We start from the raw sequence: 17,017 nt of genomic DNA on the forward strand, positions 1-17,017 counted from the left end.
CACGTATACCGTGGCTGAAAGCTATACATCTGTAAGCAGGGTTAAGCCGTTTTGCTCAAAGATGACTTTTCTGCTGCTTTATCATCAAACTCATTTTCCATTTTGGAAACAACCACCGTTGCAACCCCATTGCCGATAAGATTTGTAAGGGCACGGGCCGTTGACATAAAGCGGTCAACACCTAGAAGGAGGGCGATTCCTTCAACTGGAACGCTTGGGAATGCTGCGAGAGTTGCTGCCAAGGTAACAAAACCGGAGCCTGTTACACCTGCAGCCCCTTTAGAGGTAAGCATTAATACGCCAAGCAGAGTGACTTCCTGTCCAAGGCTTAAGTCAACTCCAAAAGCCTGTGCGATGAATAGGGCTGCCATCGATAGGTAGATGGAGGTTCCATCCAAGTTAAACGAATACCCGGTTGGTACAACAAGACCGACTACAGATTTTGAACATCCGTATTTTTCAAGCTTCTCCACCATTTTAGGGAGAGCCGATTCAGATGAGGATGTACCTAATACTAAAAAGATTTCATCTTTAATATAGCTGATAAATTTGAAGACATTAAAACCATAAAATTTCGCAATTCCGCCGAGAATGACAACAATAAACACGGCCATCGCCAATACTGTTAACCCGAACAATTTTCCAAGGGATAAAAGCGAACCAATTCCGAATTGACCAATCGTATAGGAAATCGCTCCAAATGCTGCAATTGGTGAATAGTACATGATAATGTTTACAATCCGGAAGAAGGTTTCGGATAATTTTTCAAATAAATCAATGACAGACTTGCTTCTTTCGCCAAGGCCCGCTAAGGCGATTCCAAATAGGACGGCCAAGAAAAGAATCGGAAGAAGCTGGCCGTTTGCTAAAGCACCCATAAAGTTTTCAGGGATGATTCCCATGATAAAGTCCATGAAGCTGTGGCTTCCTTCGGCTGCCTGCTTGGTAAATTGGGAAATGTCCGCTTTCGCGCTGTGGGCATTGACCCCTGCACCTGGCTTGAAAATCGTGGCAAACAGAATGCCAATCGCCAAAGAGATGGTGGAAACGATTTCAAAATAAAGTAAAGCTTTTCCGCCAATTCGGCCGACCTTTTTCATATCCCCCATACCGGCAATACCGACGACAATGGTTAAGAAGATAATCGGTGCAATGACCATTTTGATCATTTTGACAAAAATATCGGATAACACTTTTAATTCGGAACCCATTTTCGGAAATAAGGCACCAAAGATAATCCCAAGGACAATGGCAATCACAACTTGCGTGGTAAGACTCTTAAAATTGATTTTCATTGACAATCCTCCTAGTCTATTAACTTTAAAATATTGTAAACACTTACAAGTTAAACAAGATGAAATTGATAGAAACTTTGCTATCAATAAATGAAGTATAAATTTTAGTGAATTATCTGACAATATTTTGGTTATATCGTTCTTTTTGGTTATTTTGGTCTGAGAGGCATCTCTTCTTTAGTTTGTTGGACTTGCCTTGTTCATTACCCTACAATAGCAAGTATGAAATCAAGAATATGAGGGTGTCATTCATGAAACCATATACGCGAGTTTTCCAAGGGACTGCTTTTACAAGTAAATCTCCAAAAGAAATTCAAATTTTAAAAGACCATCTATTTTGTATTAATGAGGACGGAATGATTGAAAAAATCATGGCAGCAGAGGATGCGGGTTATCAAGCTTTACTTGATACTTACCAAGGCAGAGAAAACTTTCACCGTTTAGCTCTCGGTCAATATTTGTTACCTGGCTTTATCGATTTGCATGTGCACGCCCCGCAGTGGGCCCAGGCCGGTACGGCATTGGATATCCCGCTTTATGAATGGTTAAACACGTATACCTTTCCGATTGAGTCGAAATTTTCCGATTTAGACTTTGCAAAAAATGTGTACGAGGATGTCGTCAGTACATTACTCGCTAACGGGACAACGACCGCGCTTTATTTTGCTACCGTCCATAAAGAAGCGAGTTTATCGCTGGCGGAAATATGCGCCAAAAAAGGGCAGAGGGGATTAGTGGGAAAGGTTGTCATGGATAATCCCGACCAAACCCCTGATTATTATCGCGACACTGATACTGCATCGGCATTGGCGGATACAGAGGAGTTTATTTTAGCGGTCAACGAATTGACGAAGCAAACGAAACAGGGTGTTTACCCGGTCGTTACTCCTCGGTTTATTCCAAGCTGTACGGACGATACTTTAAAAGGCTTAGGAGAATTAGCCGCAAAGTATGATACTTACATCCAATCACACTGCAGTGAAAGTGACTGGGAGCATGGCTATGTCCAGGATCGTTTTCATAAAAATGATGCGTTTGCCTTGCATGATTTTGGTCTATTACGTGAAAAGTCTGTTATGGCGCATTGTAATTTTTTAAATGATGACGATGCTGGGCTCTTTGCAGAAACGGGTACGGCTGTCTATCATTGTCCTATTTCCAATGCCTACTTTGCCAATAGCGTTATTCCGATCGCTCGTCTGCATTCAAAAGGGGTAGAAATTGGATTAGGATCGGATATTTCAGGAGGTTTTTCCCCTAGTCTGTTCGATAATGCCAGGCAAGCGGTAATGTCATCGAGAATGTTGGAGGATGGTGTAGATACGACTCTTCCTGCTGAAGAACGCGGTGTCCCCAGTTCACGGATTACGATTAATGAAGCGTTCTATTATGCCACCGCTGGCGGAGGGAAAAGTTTAAGTCTGCCAATCGGCCGCATTGCGGAAAACTATGTCTGGGATGTTCAACTCATCAATACTTCACTAGAAACTGCCAAGCTGCCTATATATGATGCAAATGAAGATTTAAACGACATTTTTCAAAAAATCATGTATTTGGTACGGCCGGAAAACATTCGTGAAGTCTGGGTCCAAGGGGAAAAGGTTCATTCGCGAAATGACCGTTGACGTTATCGGTGGTGCAAATCCTGCACGGTCCCGCCACTATAAAAGGGAAATCAGCGCAACAAATGCCATCGATTGGATTGGGAAGGTATGCGGCTGATTCGTTAAGGTAGACAAAAAGAGTGAGCACCAATTAGTCTCACTCTTTTTTCCTGTTCAGTGGGTTCAGGTGAGTAACAGAATTTATTTTTGAAAAAATTTTTAAAATAAATCAAACCGGTTTAAAACATTGTCCGTTTCCTCAAATGTAAACAATTTTTGGGGAGGGACTTAAATGAAGAAGTGGACGTTTTTCTTAGCAGTTTTTTCAGTCATTTTATTATTAGCGGCTTGTAACAGCCAGACTGATCAGACTACGAAAAAGAAGGTGCCAAAAAGCGAAACGGTAACAGCTGACAAAGGGAGTAAGTCCGAAGAGAATGGTTTACAACTATTAGATAATGCGAATGTTGGAAAATACTTAGCGGATTCAAAGGGAATGGCGTTATATTGGTTTACCAAGGATCAAGCTGGAAAGAGCAATTGCAGCGGACAATGTTTAGAAAACTGGCCGGCATTTTCAGCCAAGGATTTCAAGGTGCCGGAAGGATTTAACCTAAGTGATTTTGGCACGATCAAGCGAGAAGATAATGGGGTAGAGCAAATAACATACAAAGGATATCCCCTATATTATTGGATAAAAGACAAAGCCAAAGGCGATGTAACTGGCCAGGGAGTCGGGAATGTCTGGTTTATTGTTAATAGCCAAACCACCTTTGAAGAGGCAACTGCTAATCAATTGCAATTATTGGAAGATGCCAAGATTGGCAAATACTTAGCGGATGCAAAAGGAATGACACTGTATTATTTTACTAAGGATCAAGCTGGAAAAAGCAATTGCAGCGGACAATGTCTGGAAAACTGGCCGTCATTTTCAGCCAAGGATTTCAAAGTTCCGGAAGGTTTTAACCCAAGTGATTTTGGCACGATCAAGCGGGAAGATAATGGGGTCGAGCAAGTGACCTACAAAGGATATCCGCTATATTATTGGATAAAAGACAAGGTAAAGGGCGATGTTACAGGCCAGGGTGTCGGGAATGTTTGGTATATTGTCAACGCGGAAACCACTTTTTAATTTAAGTAAACATCTTTAAAATTAGAAAGGCTTTCTCACTGAATGTTGTGAGGAAGCCTTTTTTCATTTAAAAGACAGGCGTTGATTATGACTGCCTGTCTTTAAAAGGTTTATTTCAATGTTAGTAAATATTTTATTAAAGCATCTTGTTCTTGCTGAGAAAAACCTGTTGAAGCATCTATCCAATATTCATGCCCTTGCCCTGTCACATTTGATTTCCTTAGACTTTCCGAAGTCTGATTTGCTTTTATTACTTGAGTTCTCAAGCTTTTATCTACTAATGCACGTAAACTGTTGTACGGGTCAGGTAAAATACTTTTATTTAATGTTCCTTCTGGTCCAAATTGAGTTTTAATATTTGCTCCAACTGCAACCCCTCCGTCATGGAGATATGGCGCAGACCAATAAAGGCCAATAAGACTAGGAACTTTATATCCTCCCTTTGTATTGCCAATTCCAAACGCAAGATTGATTTGGCCAGGGTTTAAGCCTTGAGTCGGAACTTTTAATACTAGTGCACCTTTTGGTACAGGCACAGGTGTATCAGGTGAATAAATCACGGGATCTTTCAAAAACTCGCCTGCCTTTTTTAAACCAAGCGCACGCGTCGGTTCCGTACCAATTTTTTCTACGGGTATAATTTGATTATTGGTATAAAAGCTTCCTGCATGGCACGATATACAAGAACCCTGTGCAAATACTCGTTTGCCTAATTGCTTTTCCCTATCAGTTATCTTAACGGGTGCTTTTGGAGGAACGAGAGTATTTTGAAATGCTGACATAGCATTGTTTTGTTCCCCTGCTTTTGTTCCTGGTGAGCTAACAATAACCCCATTCGGTGATACAAGTGAAGACCTTGGAAAGGTGGGCAATTTAATCGCTTGGTTTACTCCAGGAGCATCCGGGGTAGGATCAACCTGTGCAAAAAACTCTGAGGGCTTCTTTCCTTGTGTTGGATCAAATCGATATTTCGGATTCGCAGCATTCTGCAGAATGGTTCCTAAATATACCTCTTTGTCGATGCCAAGAAGAGCTCGACTAGCTTCGGCAATCGTCGTCAAATCAGAACCTTGGGCGTGAACGGCATTATTTAACGTACTTAAACCTTTAAACGGTCCTGCCATCGCAAAACCACTCCAGCTGTAAGGATGATCCCCTAAAGTGAAAGAATCCGGGATCTGCGTTGGATTACTTATAAAATCGCTAGAAACATCAAAGTTTCCCTTAGGCCATTTGAATACACTATCATCAACAGCTGCTTCCAATGACTTTGAATCCGGTAAGGGTTCTTTTTTTCCTTCGCTTGTTACAACAATTCTCTCTAAGCTCTTAATATATTCTTTTAGAGATGCAATGTCAGCACGTGCAAAATAAGCAGATGTGTTGGTACCTAATGCAAGGAGCAGTCCGAAATTAGCATCCGTATTAACGGCCCCCTCAATCACTTTTTGATTAACCGAATCAACAGTGGCATGGCATGCTGCACAGCTAAGTCCAACTTTTAACCTTCCCTCAGATTTTACTAGCGGCAAACCCAGGACTTCGTCAGAACCTTTTGCCACATCAAAACCGGTATCCACTTTTGTTCCTTTTTTATATATTTTTCCTCCCATTGTTACGGTTCCAGCCAATTCGACCTGTAAATTTGTTGTCCCCTTACCGTTTAATTCTTTTATTGCTTTTTGGAAATTTTCAATGGTAAGCGGTCCGTTAAAAGCTCCAAGAATATCGGATAAAAAGACTTCATTCCCAAATGTTTCTTCGTAAAATGACTTTCTTCCTAGATTCAAGAGAGCTTGATCAATTTTGACAGCACCGTTCTTCGGGGATAATAACTCCCTTCCTTTTGCTGTTTTCATTAATACATGTGCCTTTTTATGGGAGAAGGTTCTTCCCCAGAGGTCGAAGGCTGGTTTATCTTCGGCCTTCTCCACTGTCACCTTTTCAGGTGCTACAATTTGATTTTCAGAAGGAATAAATGCATAAACCGGTATACGTAAAGTAAAAATGAAAGCTAAAATAATACCCAGACAATACATCCATTTCATCCTATTACCTCCTTTATAAGAACTAAGTGCAAAAAACCACCCTTAATTTTCCGCCTTTACGGAAGAAATATACTTTTCTAATCCATGTTTCGAAACAAAGTATTAGATAAAAACCTGACCCCTTAGGCATTCACCTATATCTATTTTTAAGAATATGCTATAAAACAAATAACCGAAGGAGGCAAATATGTATGTATCACCATTTTGGGTATATAAAAAGATGCGAAACCGTCCCTGTCACATATCCTCCGCAATACCAACCCCAACATCCGGGGATTGAATCCTTGATGATTCCAAGACCTATATCCGAAAACCCTTCTTATACTGGAAGCGGTAAACTGCGGAACAAAGCAGCTATCATAACCGGCGGGGACAGTGGGATCGGAAGGGCTGTTGCCATTGCCTTTGCAAAAGAAGAAGCAGATGTTGTGATTGTCTATTTAAATGAACATGGAGATGCATTAGAAACAAAAGATAGAGTGGAGCAATTGGGAAGAAAATGCCTAACGATTGCAGGAGATATCGGGGATGAGAAGTTTTGTCAATATGTGGTTCAGAAAACAATGGAAGCATTTGGACATCTTGAAATTCTCGTTAATAATGCTGGAGAGGTACATACCCAGACAAGTATTAGTGACATATCTCCGGCACAACTAAAACGTACATTTCAAACAAACATTTTTTCATTTTTTTATCTCACACAAGCAGCGATTCCCTATTTAAAAACAGGAAGCTCTATTATCAATACAACTTCAATTTCTGCCTACACTGGAAGCGAAGACGCGATCGATTATGCTGCTTCCAAGGGAGCAATTGTCTCTTTTACCCGCTCTTTAGCATTATCCGTCGTTAATCAAGGAATTCGTGCTAATGGGGTTGCTCCGGGACCTGTATGGACCCCTCTTATCCCTTCAAGCCTCCCACCAGAAATTTATGCAACATGGGGAAGCAACAGCCCAATGAAACGTGCTGCGCAACCTTTTGAACTAGCCCCCCTTTATGTTTATTTGGCGTCGGACGACTCCTCATATGTAACAGGACAAATTCTTAATATAGACGGAGGAACCGCTATAAATGGATAAAAAATATCAAGTACTTCATAGCTTGATGAAGTTCTTGAGGAAAAATAGGTGGAGCAAGAAACCGCTAGAATTGATAGTTGCGGGCAACTTGCTAAAGTATGTTATGATAGCATTTACTGATAATATATGAAAGAGGAAGTGTGCGTAAGTGATAAACATAACCATTCCAAAACCAACTGTTACTATTACCAAACAGAATAATCCTGAGCTAAGTAATATTTATGGGTTTACAGAATTCCATCTTATCCCTAGGGATAAGGGGGGGATTTTTATGTTCTATAACAATAATCAAGAGCTACTATTCGTTGGTAAAGCAAGGAAGTTGCGACAAAGAATTAAAAAGCATTTTGAGGATACTGTATCCCCAATCAAAATGCATAGAGATGAAGTCACTAAAATTGCGGTTTGTGTTATCGAAGACCCTGTATATAGAGAAATTTACGAAACGTATATCATTAATGAACTCAAGTCAAAATATAATATAGACAAGGTGTTTTTTAGGTGAAATTTCATTAAGGCAATAGGTATTGTTAAATATGACGATACCTATTGCCTTTTATAATTGATATCTTAAAGGATGGGATTGAATTAATTACATTCAATAAATAAGTCACCTACGTCATACGAGCCGGTTAGAGACCATGACGATAGGTGACTTAAATTTGTTTCATTCCTCTAATATTTTCATTAAACTATCAACCTTATGATTTAAGTCAATCCCATATAATCCATGAGGAAGCAGCATTAAACCGGAAATGACTGAGAAATAAAGCATCAAAAGCTCAGCTGGGTCGCCTTTACTAAATTCCCCATTCTCTTGCCCTTCTTTAAATATGGGGAACATTTGCTCAATAAAAGAAGTAGTTGGATATTGCTGGACAATATCTTTTGCTTCTTCAGGTACTTCATCGGATGTTTGTACTTGCTGTATGAGCATAAAGGAATGCCTATTGCTTGCATCCAGCATTCTTATGGTAAATTCTTTGATTTTTTCTGAAGGGGAGCCTTTCATAAGTCCTAATGTTGCAAATGCCTTGGCTGTTTCTTCCATTGCATCTTTAACAAGTGCGATAAAAAGCTCATCCTTAGAACTGTAATATCGATAGGATAGACCTTGGCTAATACCCGCCTCCTTAGCAATCATGCTCATTTTAGTTCCAACGAGTCCTCTGCGAGCAAATATTTTTAGGGCTGCTTTCTTTATTTGTTCTCTCCGCTCATCTCGGAGCTGGTCCAGTTGGTCATCATTTAATGGAGCCACCTTCGTTCATCCTCTTCCATAAGCTTTATTCACACGATAAATTATAATAATTATTTCAATGATACCCCAACTTGTTCTTCACTAATTTTCCAAAGTCTTTTTGCCAATTCTCTGTCAGCAGCCACGGCTGTCGGTTCCTTCAATCGTCTGTCAGCACAGTATTTTCCGTTTAGCCAGGAGACATCCTTCATTTCTGCGAGCCAGATTAATGTATCCGCTCCTTCCTCCGGTTTACGGGAAAAGAGGTTCATGACAGCCATTGTCGCTTTGGCCATCCTTCCATTGTTTTGATTAAAATTCGTGGCAACGAGTCCAGGATCGAAACAATGAACGGTAATATTTGTTCCTTCTAGACGGAGTGCCAATTCCGATGTAAATAAAATATTAGCAAGCTTGGTCTGAGCATAGCGAAGTGTTGGACCGCCCATTAACTTTTTAACTCCCGTATAGAGATTTTCACCGTTGATATTATCAAAATCAAAACCGTTTTTCACCATCTTGTGCCCATGTGAAGAGGTATTGATCACCCGAGCTGAATCACTTGCCTTTAGACGGTTTAAAAGAAGCGAAGTGAGAAGAAAAGGTGCCAAGTGGTTCAATGCCCATGTCATTTCCACACCCTCCTCCGTCTTCTGAAGGGTATCGAATAAAGCTCCCGCATTATTCACTAATATATCAATCTGTGGGCACCTTTCCAGTATTTGTTCGGCTGCTTGGCGAATGGAACTTTGAGAGGAAAGATCAGCAATGAAGATATCCACTTTTATCGGTTTACTCGTTTGCTTTTTTAATAGCATAGAAATTTCTTCTGCCCTTCTCTGATTCCTGGCAATGATTCCGATATTTGCTCCACGTGCAGCAATAGCCTTTGCTGCTGCAAGCCCGATTCCATTTGTTGCGCCTGTAATCAATACATATTTATCCTGAAGATTCCATTCTCGTTCACTCATAACGTTAAAGCCTCCTTTTTGAATGAATAATTCATTCATTTATAAATAGTGTATGTAAGCATTTTGGAAAGTGTAATAAAAATTTACAATTTATGGTTTAAATAATTTGAAGATTAGGGACTTAAACCTGCAAGAGAGACAGGCAAGTTAATTTCTCTGGGTAAATAAATTGAAAAATAGCCCCTGAGAGCATTCTCAGGGGCTAATATTTAATGGACTGCAGTTATAATATAATTATTTAGGAAAATAAATGGCATTGGTTTTTCTAAAACTACCTATTTTAACATTTTAAAAATTGAAAGTGAGCGATTAAAATGAAAACAAACCTATTATATGGCCAAAATGAACTTGAAGTTGAAGTGTCTGATGATGCATTTATTGTTGAGCCTAATCATTTACCAGGTTTAGAAAATGATATTGAAGCCCTAAAAGAAGCATTAAAAAATCCAATTGGCACTGCACCTTTAAAAGAAATGGTGAAAGCCACGGATAAAGTGGCTATTGTTATCAGTGATATTACGAGACCAACACCCAATCACAAGATGGTACCCGTACTGATTGAAGAACTTAATCATGTTCCAATCGAAAATTTTGTTATTATAAATGGAACAGGTACCCATCGTGACCAAATAAGTGAAGAATTTGTTCAAATGCTTGGAGATTGGGTTGTCGATAATGTAAGAATTATTAACAATCAATGTCATGATCAAGAAACATTAGTGAATGTTGGAAAAAGTAAGTTTGATTGTGATGTATATTTAAATAAGGAATATGTGGAAGCCGATTTTCGCATTGTAACCGGGTTTATCGAACCCCACTTTTTTGCTGGATTTTCTGGAGGTCCAAAAGGGATTATGCCAGGCATTGCTGGTATTGAAACGATTATGACCTTCCATAATGCAAGAATGATTGGGGATGCTCGATCTACATGGGGGAATATGGAAGATAACCCTGTTCAAGAGATGACTCGTGAGATCAATCGTATGTGTAAACCTAATTTCATGTTAAATGTTACATTAAATAGAGAAAAAGAAATCACATCTGTATTTGCTGGTGAATTGTATGAAGCCCATGACAAAGGATGCGAATTTGTAAAAGAACATGCCATGATCAAGTGTGACGATCGATTTGATGTCGTTATTACATCCAATTCTGGTTACCCCCTTGACCAAAATCTTTATCAAGCCGTTAAAGGGATGAGTGCAGCACATAAAATTGTTAAAAAAGGCGGAACGATTATTGTCGCTTCTGAATGCTCGGATGGACTTCCAAGTCATGGGAATTATTCGAAGATTTTTGAATTTGCTGATAGCCCGCAAGCTTTATTGGATCTAATCAATGATCCGAATTTTAAAATGTTCGATCAATGGCAGGTTCAGAAACAAGCGGTGACGCAAGTTTGGGCAGATGTCTATGTATACTCCAAGCTCACAGATGAACAAGTTATCGGTTCCATGCTAAAACCTACTCATAATATTGAACAAACTTTAGAGGAATTGAAACAAACTTACGGAGAGAATATGTCGATTGCTGTTTTACCATTAGGTCCATTAACGATTCCTTACGTAGAAGAGTATATAGGGCAGGTTTAAGAGTGAAAAAAGACTTAGGCATAACAGTAGTAACACGTTAAAGTAATCCCTTCTCATAAAAAAACGCATGCCCTCTGGGACAAACGTCTTTCATAGCGCTCACAGTGGTAACCCGGCTATCATGGAGATTCCTCTTTAGACCCGTGGCTTTTCGTCCTCAGCTTTCGATGTGTTTGCTATTAGCAGTATAATATTTAACTACTTCATAATATACACTTGACAATTTTAGACAATTACATTTATTTTAACTTTTTGTTAAGAAATGACTTTTCCATTGTCACTCAAGTGTTATTAGAGTTCCTTTTTTCTTCCCTGCGAGTGTACAGCTAAAGATAGTAAAATGCTGCATTTTAAAAAGGCTGTCACTGCTCCTTGTAATAGAAATAAAGTAAAAAATTTAATTAAACAAGTTATTCTTTAATTAATTCAGAAGTATAATGTATAAACCTAATTAATCAATTTTTATATTGAATAATTAGATTTACTGTTTTTATCCGAAGTTGGCTGATTGAAAATTGAAAAATGGAGGGGATTGTTAAGATGCTGCTCTCATCTGTTATTCTTTTTGCCATTGCCGCGCTTGGTGGTCTGGTGCTTGGGGTCTTAGGACTTCGTCAGAAAGAGTTGCCCATGAGTCTATCGCTCATCCATGGAGCCGTTGCTGCAATTGGTCTTATCACTTTAATCCTTGGGGTCGTGCAGGAAAATGCAGGATCACTTGTTATTACCTCCTTAATCCTATTCCTCATCGCCGCACTTGGCGGATTCGTACTCTTTTCCTACCATTTACGCCATAAGCCTCATCCTAAAGGTCTAATCGTCATTCATGCATTAGCTGCCGTTGTCGCATATGTTTTCTTACTTATTGGGGTTTTGTAAGGGGTGGACGTTAAATGAAACAGCGGGGCAAGTTAAGGTTTTTGGGGCATCCGGTACACCCTGTCGTTACGCATTTTCCAATGGCCCTATTACCAGTGTCGTTCCTTGGTGATCTGCTTGGAATCTGGACGGATGCTTCGTTCTGGTGGAGTTTTTCGTTTTATAATCTTGCCATAGGACTGGTTTTGTCCCTGCCTGCACTTATTACTGGAATGATTGACTTTATGGCCATCCCACAGGAAGAGGGCGCTGATCGTGTGGCAATGCGCCATATGATCATTATGATTACGGCAATCATGATGTATACGTGCAGCTTTTTTATTCGTTTCGGGGTTGATGTACTATACGGGTGGCGGTTAATGAGTTCTGTTTCTCTTTCCTTGTTAGGGCTTATTTTTCTTCTGATCGGGGGTTGGTTTGGCGGACATCTTGTTTACCGTTACGCTGTAGGGAGCGAGCCAATCCATGATAAGTCAGAATCGGAGAAATCTTAATAGGGAAGCATCGGATAATAAAAGGGAAAGGCTTGAGACCTTTCCCTTTTTTAATTCTATTTTATAAAAGATAAGGAAGATTCCTTGTCTGAATTCCTATTTTTTAATTAAGCCAATCTCAACCAATCTTTCATACAGGAAGCCGCCAGCCGTGATTGCTGGATATTTTTCCGGATTATCTTCAGAAATACAGGATGGAATGGTTTCTAATAAACAAGTGCTGTACGGATGTACGAAGAACGGCATGGAATAACGAGCAGTATTTTCTCCTTCCGGATTCACGACGCGATGTGTGGTGGCCGGGATGACTTCATTTGTAATCCGGGACAGCATATCTCCCGCATCCACAATAATTTGTCCAGGCTCAGCCTTAACAGGCATCCATTCACCTTCACGTGTTAACAATTCCAATCCAGATGCAGTGGATTCAACTAATAATGTAATCAGGTTAATATCTTCATGTTCAGCTGCGCGAATGGCATTGGGATCCATGGATTCCTCTAATGGAGGATAATGGATTGTACGAAGAATGCTGTTTCCTTCATGAATCATATCGGAAAAAAAGTTCGGGCGCAGATCAAAGTGCATCGCAAGAGCCTCTAGCATATTGCGAGCGACACGTTCTAATTCGCGATAAAAGTTTACCGCATTTTGCTTTAGTTCAGGAACCTCATTTGGCCAAATATTAGCAGAATATTGACTGAGCAGGGCATGTCCTTCAGGCAGTTCCTGGCCAACATGCCAGAATTCTTTTAGGTCGCCAACTGTACGGTTTTTTGCATGTTCTTTACCAAAACCGGTGTAGCCGCGCTGCCCGCCGTTAATTCCTTCATATTGTTTTTTGGTTTCTGTATCTAGACTAAATAACTGTTTCCAAAGCTCGTAGTTTTTGTCGATTAGCTTTGGATCCACTCCATGGCCTTCTAAAATAATAAAACCTGTTTCTTTTAAACCAGCAGCAAATTCCTCTGCGAAAGCTGCGCGTTGTTCTGAGTTTCCATATGTGAAATGCTTTAGGTTTAAAGTACGAATGACTGGATTTGCCATATGATTATGTCTCCTTCTCTGGTGTAAGCGTTATCAAACTATTAAAAATTACCATATCTAAAAGAAAAACACAATAAAAAGATATGAATAAAGACCTAATTCCATCAGGATTAGGGAGAATCAAGTGATTAATAAATAAAATATTTACTTATTATAAAGACAGAAAAGGGAAACCATTGGTTTCCCTTTCTCCTATCCATTTATAGTAAGCTAGTTGTTAATTCAACCTCGATATTGCCATTAGTAGCTTTAGAATAAGGACAAACTCCATGTGCGAGTTTTACTAATTCATCTGCTTCTTCCAAAGTGACACCAGCTATTGCCACATTTAAGGCAGCGGCTAGTTTGTATCCTCCGTCCGCGTCTTTTCCTAAAGAAACTTCTGCAGTTACCTTAGATTCAATCCGCTTTCTTGCTTGCCGTGCGACTAAATTCAGTGCGCTATCGAAGCAGGCGGCATAGCCAGCTGCAAATAATTGTTCAGGATTCGTGGCATTTTCCTTGCCTTGTCCGCCAAGGGATTTTGGCATGGACAGTGTTAAATCTAGTGTGCCGTCGCTGCTTGTAACCTTCCCTAATCTTCCGCCCTCGGCGGTTGCGCTTGCTGTGTATAATGCTTCCATCAAAAATCTCCCCTTTTATATTTTATGAAATTAAATTGTGTACAATCAACGTTACAAATAAATCATAATGGAAAACCTATTAATAGTCAACAATTAAATTGCGCACAATTTAAAATGCCGAAAAAAGATACACCCGATTAATAAGCTTTGCGAGCATCTCTTTTAACTTTATGGTGATTTTTGAAGGGAAAGCTTATGGAGTTTCTTTTTGGTAAAGCGAAAAAGAGTAATTAACATTATGGAAGCGATTGGATAGGTTGGAATGGAATAATACAGCTTCCAGCCTTTGTAAGTCAGAGCATGATTTATGACGCAGAGCCATTCAAAAAATAACGCAAATCCAGTCCAAACCAAAATATACCAACCTGTTTTTTTTCCATAAAGTTCGAACTTATCATAAACAAATAAAAAGATTAATGAGGCAGATGGATAGATAAGAAAATGAAATAGTCCGCCAGAAAGCTCATAACTGGGATTATCACCAAAAATATAAAGTTTAAAGGGAGAAGCAATCAAAAAATAATCAATGGTTGCAACAAACGCAAGATTATAAATCCAAATGATGATTACCATTACAAGCGGGAAGTACTTTCGAATGATGAAAAACAAACCAAAAAATGTTAAAGCTGATAAAATGCTAAACCATTCATTCCAATCAAAAGTAACGTTCATACATAAAATCCACCTTTAAAAAGGATTTTACGAAAGAATTTCATAAAACCAATTAACACTAACAGACAGGCAAACCAAAAGGAAAATGACCACCAAAGCTGCCAATGGACATGTTTAAAAACACCTAAAAAATCAGCGAGCCATTCCAGACCTGAAAACAGAATTATAAAGATAATCATTAACAGCAGCTTTTTTAAATTGGAACTTGTTGTTAGGAAAAAGTGTAGAAAAGTGACCATAAGCAAAGGAATAAGAACAATGCGGTTTATAAAATGGGCAAACGCATAGCTTAACTGATCGGGAATTATGATTGTTTTAAAATTCATGTAGCAAAGTGCTGAAAAGTTTTGAAAAAGATAGGAAGATATCATCCAATATACGAGGATTTCAAGTATATGCAGGTTTTTCTTTTTTTTGATAAAAAAGTATAATGCTAACACATTTAATACTGCATAAAAGATTATAGTCATTCAAGGGTGCTCCTTTAACCCCTCATTTTATTGAATAAAAGTTCTTCAAATTATTTTGTTCTAATAAATGGTATTTATGAATTTTACATTACTTTTTATCTTTGCTGGATTAGTCCAATTTTATTAAGTACATGAAATATACGAGTCAATTGAATCATGTGAGATAGGCAAAAAGAATGGTTTGCATCGTAAAAAGGAGAAAACGGTCAAAAAATGTTTCAATGAGTCGAATGGTGTCATGTAAGAAATGACTCGTTGAAAGGGGGTGAGAGATTGCACTTCCGCCATTTTATTATTTCAGGCCTTATGGTTGGAGCAGCTTTGTTTTTACCACACAATGCCTTTGCAGAAAAGAACGAGCTTAGCGGGCAGCAGAATGCCCAAAATGCAGCTGCACATGCAGCAAAAGCTGATAGCAAAAACCTGCAAGCTGACGTCCAAGTTAAGGCAATGGATAAGACAGTACCTGCCACTGCTAATAAAAATCAAGCCGCAGTAAAACAGCAGGCATCCAATCATAGCTCTCAACAGGCGATGTCCCAAAAACAGATTGCAACGCCGAAAAGTTTGCCGGCTCAGGCAAAAGGAAACGTCCAGACGGTTGTAAAAAAGACAGAGAAAAACGTTGAAGCACCAGGCCAACAGAAAAAAGCCATTACAAACGAAAGTAACCAAGGGTTAGGAAAGGATAAGCAGACTTCAAGAAAATTGTCTGTTTCTTCTAATCTTGGTGCAAATAATCCAGGCGATTCAATGAGCCGATTAGAAACTCAAAGGGTAGATTTACACTTATCGCAACCGAAAAAGGTAGAACCTATTGAACCACTTGCGGCAAAACCAGCAAGTAAAAGACAGGTCCCTGCCAGTAAGGATGAAATCCCTAACGCCGATCGGGCGACGAACCCAACTCCACGTTCCAATAGTTCGGGCGGGTCATCAAATGATCGAGTCAGTCAGGGGTTGAACACGATAAGTACGTTGGATAAGTGGTTTGAGTGGAATAAATACTTTGAAATCAAATTTGTCCAGCTGTACCTTTCACGATCTGCATTATTGACTAATCAATGGGTGAATGCGCCGCCGGCACCACCGCCACAAGAAGCTCCTTTATTAAAAATGGTTAACCGCCGCTAAATGCCACGGAACATGATAATAAAAGGAGCGAATTTAAAAATGAAACATTACTTAAACCCTAATTCTGTTATGAAATCTTTTGTATTGGCTGGAGCATTATCTTTTGGAGTATTTGCAGGAGGACATTTTACTGAAGCAGCTGGTCTTGGCAAGGAAAAAGCTGAACACAACGTTCATGTAAAAACTGAACAAAGTGTAAAGGTTCATGTCAATGCTAAGCCTGCAGTTCAAGTGAAGCCTGCAGCTCCGGTAGTTAAAGAAAAGACTAATTCTGGGAATGCGAGCAAATCTCAAGCTATGTATCATGCAAGCAAGAATGCAATAGCGAATGCTAATCCAAACTCTGCCGTATTAGGCAAGGTTGGAAAAACTGAAGAGGCAAAAACAGAGGAAGCTCAGGTTCAAGAACCAGCAACTGAAGAGGCTGCAAAGGTACCTGCTGAAGAAACAGTTGAAAAGCAAGCTGCAGCTTCTGCAACAACAGAAGTTGAAAAAGATGAAGCTGTAAAAGCCGATGATGAAGCTGTTAAAGAAGATACTGATGCAGTTAAAGAAGATGAAAAGTCTGAAGAGGTAGATTCGGATTCAGCTGTGAAAACAGAAGAAAAAGAAGATGCTGATGAGGATCAAGATTCAGATTCTAAGCAAACTGTTATTAAAACGGATGCTGTAGTCAAAACAAAAGATGAAGACGAAGCAGAAGCGGTAATTGAGGAAGATGATGAGAAAGAAGC

General features: G+C 39.4%; 15 protein-coding genes, 3 pseudogenes and 1 riboswitch. Of the genes and pseudogenes, 10 read left to right on the plus strand and 8 right to left on the minus strand.

Going from position 1 to position 17,017, the window contains the following annotated elements:
• Nucleotides 1-41 precede the first annotated feature (41 nt).
• The gene (locus ACIFOT_RS19240; protein WP_430066952.1) at nucleotides 42-1,295 is read right to left on the minus strand and encodes a dicarboxylate/amino acid:cation symporter; all 1,254 of its coding nucleotides are present in this window, start codon (nucleotides 1,293-1,295) and stop codon (nucleotides 42-44) included.
• A 251-nt stretch (nucleotides 1,296-1,546) separates the two neighbouring features.
• Here ACIFOT_RS19240 and guaD point away from each other — a divergent pair, with 251 nt between their 5' ends.
• From guaD to ACIFOT_RS19255, 3 genes and pseudogenes are all read left to right on the plus strand, one after another.
• A complete protein-coding gene (gene guaD, locus ACIFOT_RS19245) occupies nucleotides 1,547-2,920 on the plus strand; it encodes a guanine deaminase (RefSeq protein ID WP_430066953.1) in 1,374 nt (457 codons plus the stop codon).
• A 271-nt stretch (nucleotides 2,921-3,191) separates the two neighbouring features.
• Nucleotides 3,192-3,644, plus strand: a pseudogene (locus tag ACIFOT_RS19250) (COG4315 family predicted lipoprotein); the annotation flags it as partial.
• Nucleotides 3,645-3,692: 48 nt separating this feature from the next.
• Nucleotides 3,693-4,031: pseudogene (locus ACIFOT_RS19255) on the plus strand (COG4315 family predicted lipoprotein); the annotation flags it as partial.
• Nucleotides 4,032-4,141: 110 nt separating this feature from the next.
• Here ACIFOT_RS19255 and ACIFOT_RS19260 read toward each other — a convergent pair.
• On the minus strand, nucleotides 4,142-6,079 hold the full coding sequence (locus ACIFOT_RS19260; protein WP_430066954.1) for an electron transport protein: 1,938 nt from the start codon (nucleotides 6,077-6,079) through the stop codon (nucleotides 4,142-4,144).
• Between the two features lie 191 nt (nucleotides 6,080-6,270).
• Between ACIFOT_RS19260 and ACIFOT_RS19265 the strand changes: the two genes are divergently transcribed.
• Together ACIFOT_RS19265 and ACIFOT_RS19270 are read left to right on the plus strand one after the other, a co-directional pair.
• A complete protein-coding gene (locus tag ACIFOT_RS19265) occupies nucleotides 6,271-7,161 on the plus strand; it encodes an SDR family oxidoreductase (RefSeq protein WP_430066955.1) in 891 nt (296 codons plus the stop codon).
• Nucleotides 7,162-7,309: 148 nt separating this feature from the next.
• Complete coding sequence (locus ACIFOT_RS19270) at nucleotides 7,310-7,666, plus strand: nucleotide excision repair endonuclease (RefSeq protein ID WP_223595331.1); 357 nt, start codon at nucleotides 7,310-7,312, stop codon at nucleotides 7,664-7,666.
• Between the two features lie 162 nt (nucleotides 7,667-7,828).
• Here the strand turns inward: ACIFOT_RS19270 and ACIFOT_RS19275 are convergent, their stop codons facing one another.
• Both ACIFOT_RS19275 and ACIFOT_RS19280 read right to left on the minus strand, forming a co-directional pair.
• Nucleotides 7,829-8,422, minus strand: coding sequence for a TetR/AcrR family transcriptional regulator (locus ACIFOT_RS19275; RefSeq protein ID WP_430066956.1), 594 nt, complete (start codon nucleotides 8,420-8,422; stop codon nucleotides 7,829-7,831).
• Nucleotides 8,423-8,472: 50 nt separating this feature from the next.
• The gene (locus tag ACIFOT_RS19280; RefSeq protein WP_430066957.1) at nucleotides 8,473-9,372 is read right to left on the minus strand and encodes an SDR family NAD(P)-dependent oxidoreductase; all 900 of its coding nucleotides are present in this window, start codon (nucleotides 9,370-9,372) and stop codon (nucleotides 8,473-8,475) included.
• A gap of 314 nt (nucleotides 9,373-9,686) precedes the next feature.
• Here ACIFOT_RS19280 and larA point away from each other — a divergent pair, with 314 nt between their 5' ends.
• From larA to ACIFOT_RS19295, 3 genes are all read left to right on the plus strand, one after another.
• Nucleotides 9,687-10,964: a nickel-dependent lactate racemase gene (gene larA, locus ACIFOT_RS19285; RefSeq protein WP_430066958.1), complete on the plus strand. Its 1,278-nt coding sequence runs from the start codon at nucleotides 9,687-9,689 to the stop codon at nucleotides 10,962-10,964.
• Nucleotides 10,965-11,067: 103 nt separating this feature from the next.
• Nucleotides 11,068-11,152, minus strand: a riboswitch (cyclic di-GMP riboswitch).
• Nucleotides 11,153-11,504: 352 nt separating this feature from the next.
• On the plus strand, nucleotides 11,505-11,843 hold the full coding sequence (locus tag ACIFOT_RS19290; RefSeq protein ID WP_430066959.1) for a hypothetical protein: 339 nt from the start codon (nucleotides 11,505-11,507) through the stop codon (nucleotides 11,841-11,843).
• 14 nt (nucleotides 11,844-11,857) lie between these two features.
• Nucleotides 11,858-12,337, plus strand: a complete 480-nt coding sequence (locus ACIFOT_RS19295) for a DUF2231 domain-containing protein (protein WP_430066960.1) — start codon at nucleotides 11,858-11,860, stop codon at nucleotides 12,335-12,337.
• A 96-nt stretch (nucleotides 12,338-12,433) separates the two neighbouring features.
• Here the strand turns inward: ACIFOT_RS19295 and ACIFOT_RS19300 are convergent, their stop codons facing one another.
• The 4 genes from ACIFOT_RS19300 to ACIFOT_RS19315 all read right to left on the minus strand — a co-directional run bounded on the left by ACIFOT_RS19300 (nucleotide 12,434) and on the right by ACIFOT_RS19315 (nucleotide 15,149).
• Nucleotides 12,434-13,384, minus strand: coding sequence for an isopenicillin N synthase family dioxygenase (locus ACIFOT_RS19300; RefSeq protein ID WP_430066961.1), 951 nt, complete (start codon nucleotides 13,382-13,384; stop codon nucleotides 12,434-12,436).
• A gap of 200 nt (nucleotides 13,385-13,584) precedes the next feature.
• Complete coding sequence (locus ACIFOT_RS19305; RefSeq protein ID WP_430066962.1) at nucleotides 13,585-14,007, minus strand: organic hydroperoxide resistance protein; 423 nt, start codon at nucleotides 14,005-14,007, stop codon at nucleotides 13,585-13,587.
• Nucleotides 14,008-14,175: 168 nt separating this feature from the next.
• The gene (locus ACIFOT_RS19310) at nucleotides 14,176-14,679 is read right to left on the minus strand and encodes a hypothetical protein (RefSeq protein WP_430066963.1); all 504 of its coding nucleotides are present in this window, start codon (nucleotides 14,677-14,679) and stop codon (nucleotides 14,176-14,178) included.
• Nucleotides 14,676-15,149 carry a hypothetical protein gene (locus ACIFOT_RS19315; protein ID WP_430066964.1) on the minus strand — a complete coding sequence of 158 codons (474 nt, stop codon included), beginning with the start codon at nucleotides 15,147-15,149 and terminating at the stop codon, nucleotides 14,676-14,678. The genes ACIFOT_RS19310 and ACIFOT_RS19315 overlap by 4 nt, the downstream gene beginning before the upstream one ends.
• Nucleotides 15,150-15,422: 273 nt before the next feature.
• Here ACIFOT_RS19315 and ACIFOT_RS19320 point away from each other — a divergent pair, with 273 nt between their 5' ends.
• Together ACIFOT_RS19320 and ACIFOT_RS19325 are read left to right on the plus strand one after the other, a co-directional pair.
• A complete protein-coding gene (locus tag ACIFOT_RS19320; protein WP_430066965.1) occupies nucleotides 15,423-16,283 on the plus strand; it encodes a hypothetical protein in 861 nt (286 codons plus the stop codon).
• A 39-nt stretch (nucleotides 16,284-16,322) separates the two neighbouring features.
• A pseudogene (locus ACIFOT_RS19325) lies at nucleotides 16,323-17,017 on the plus strand (hypothetical protein); the annotation flags it as partial.

The sequence above is a fragment of the Neobacillus sp. NRS-1170 genome, from assembly GCF_050468025.1.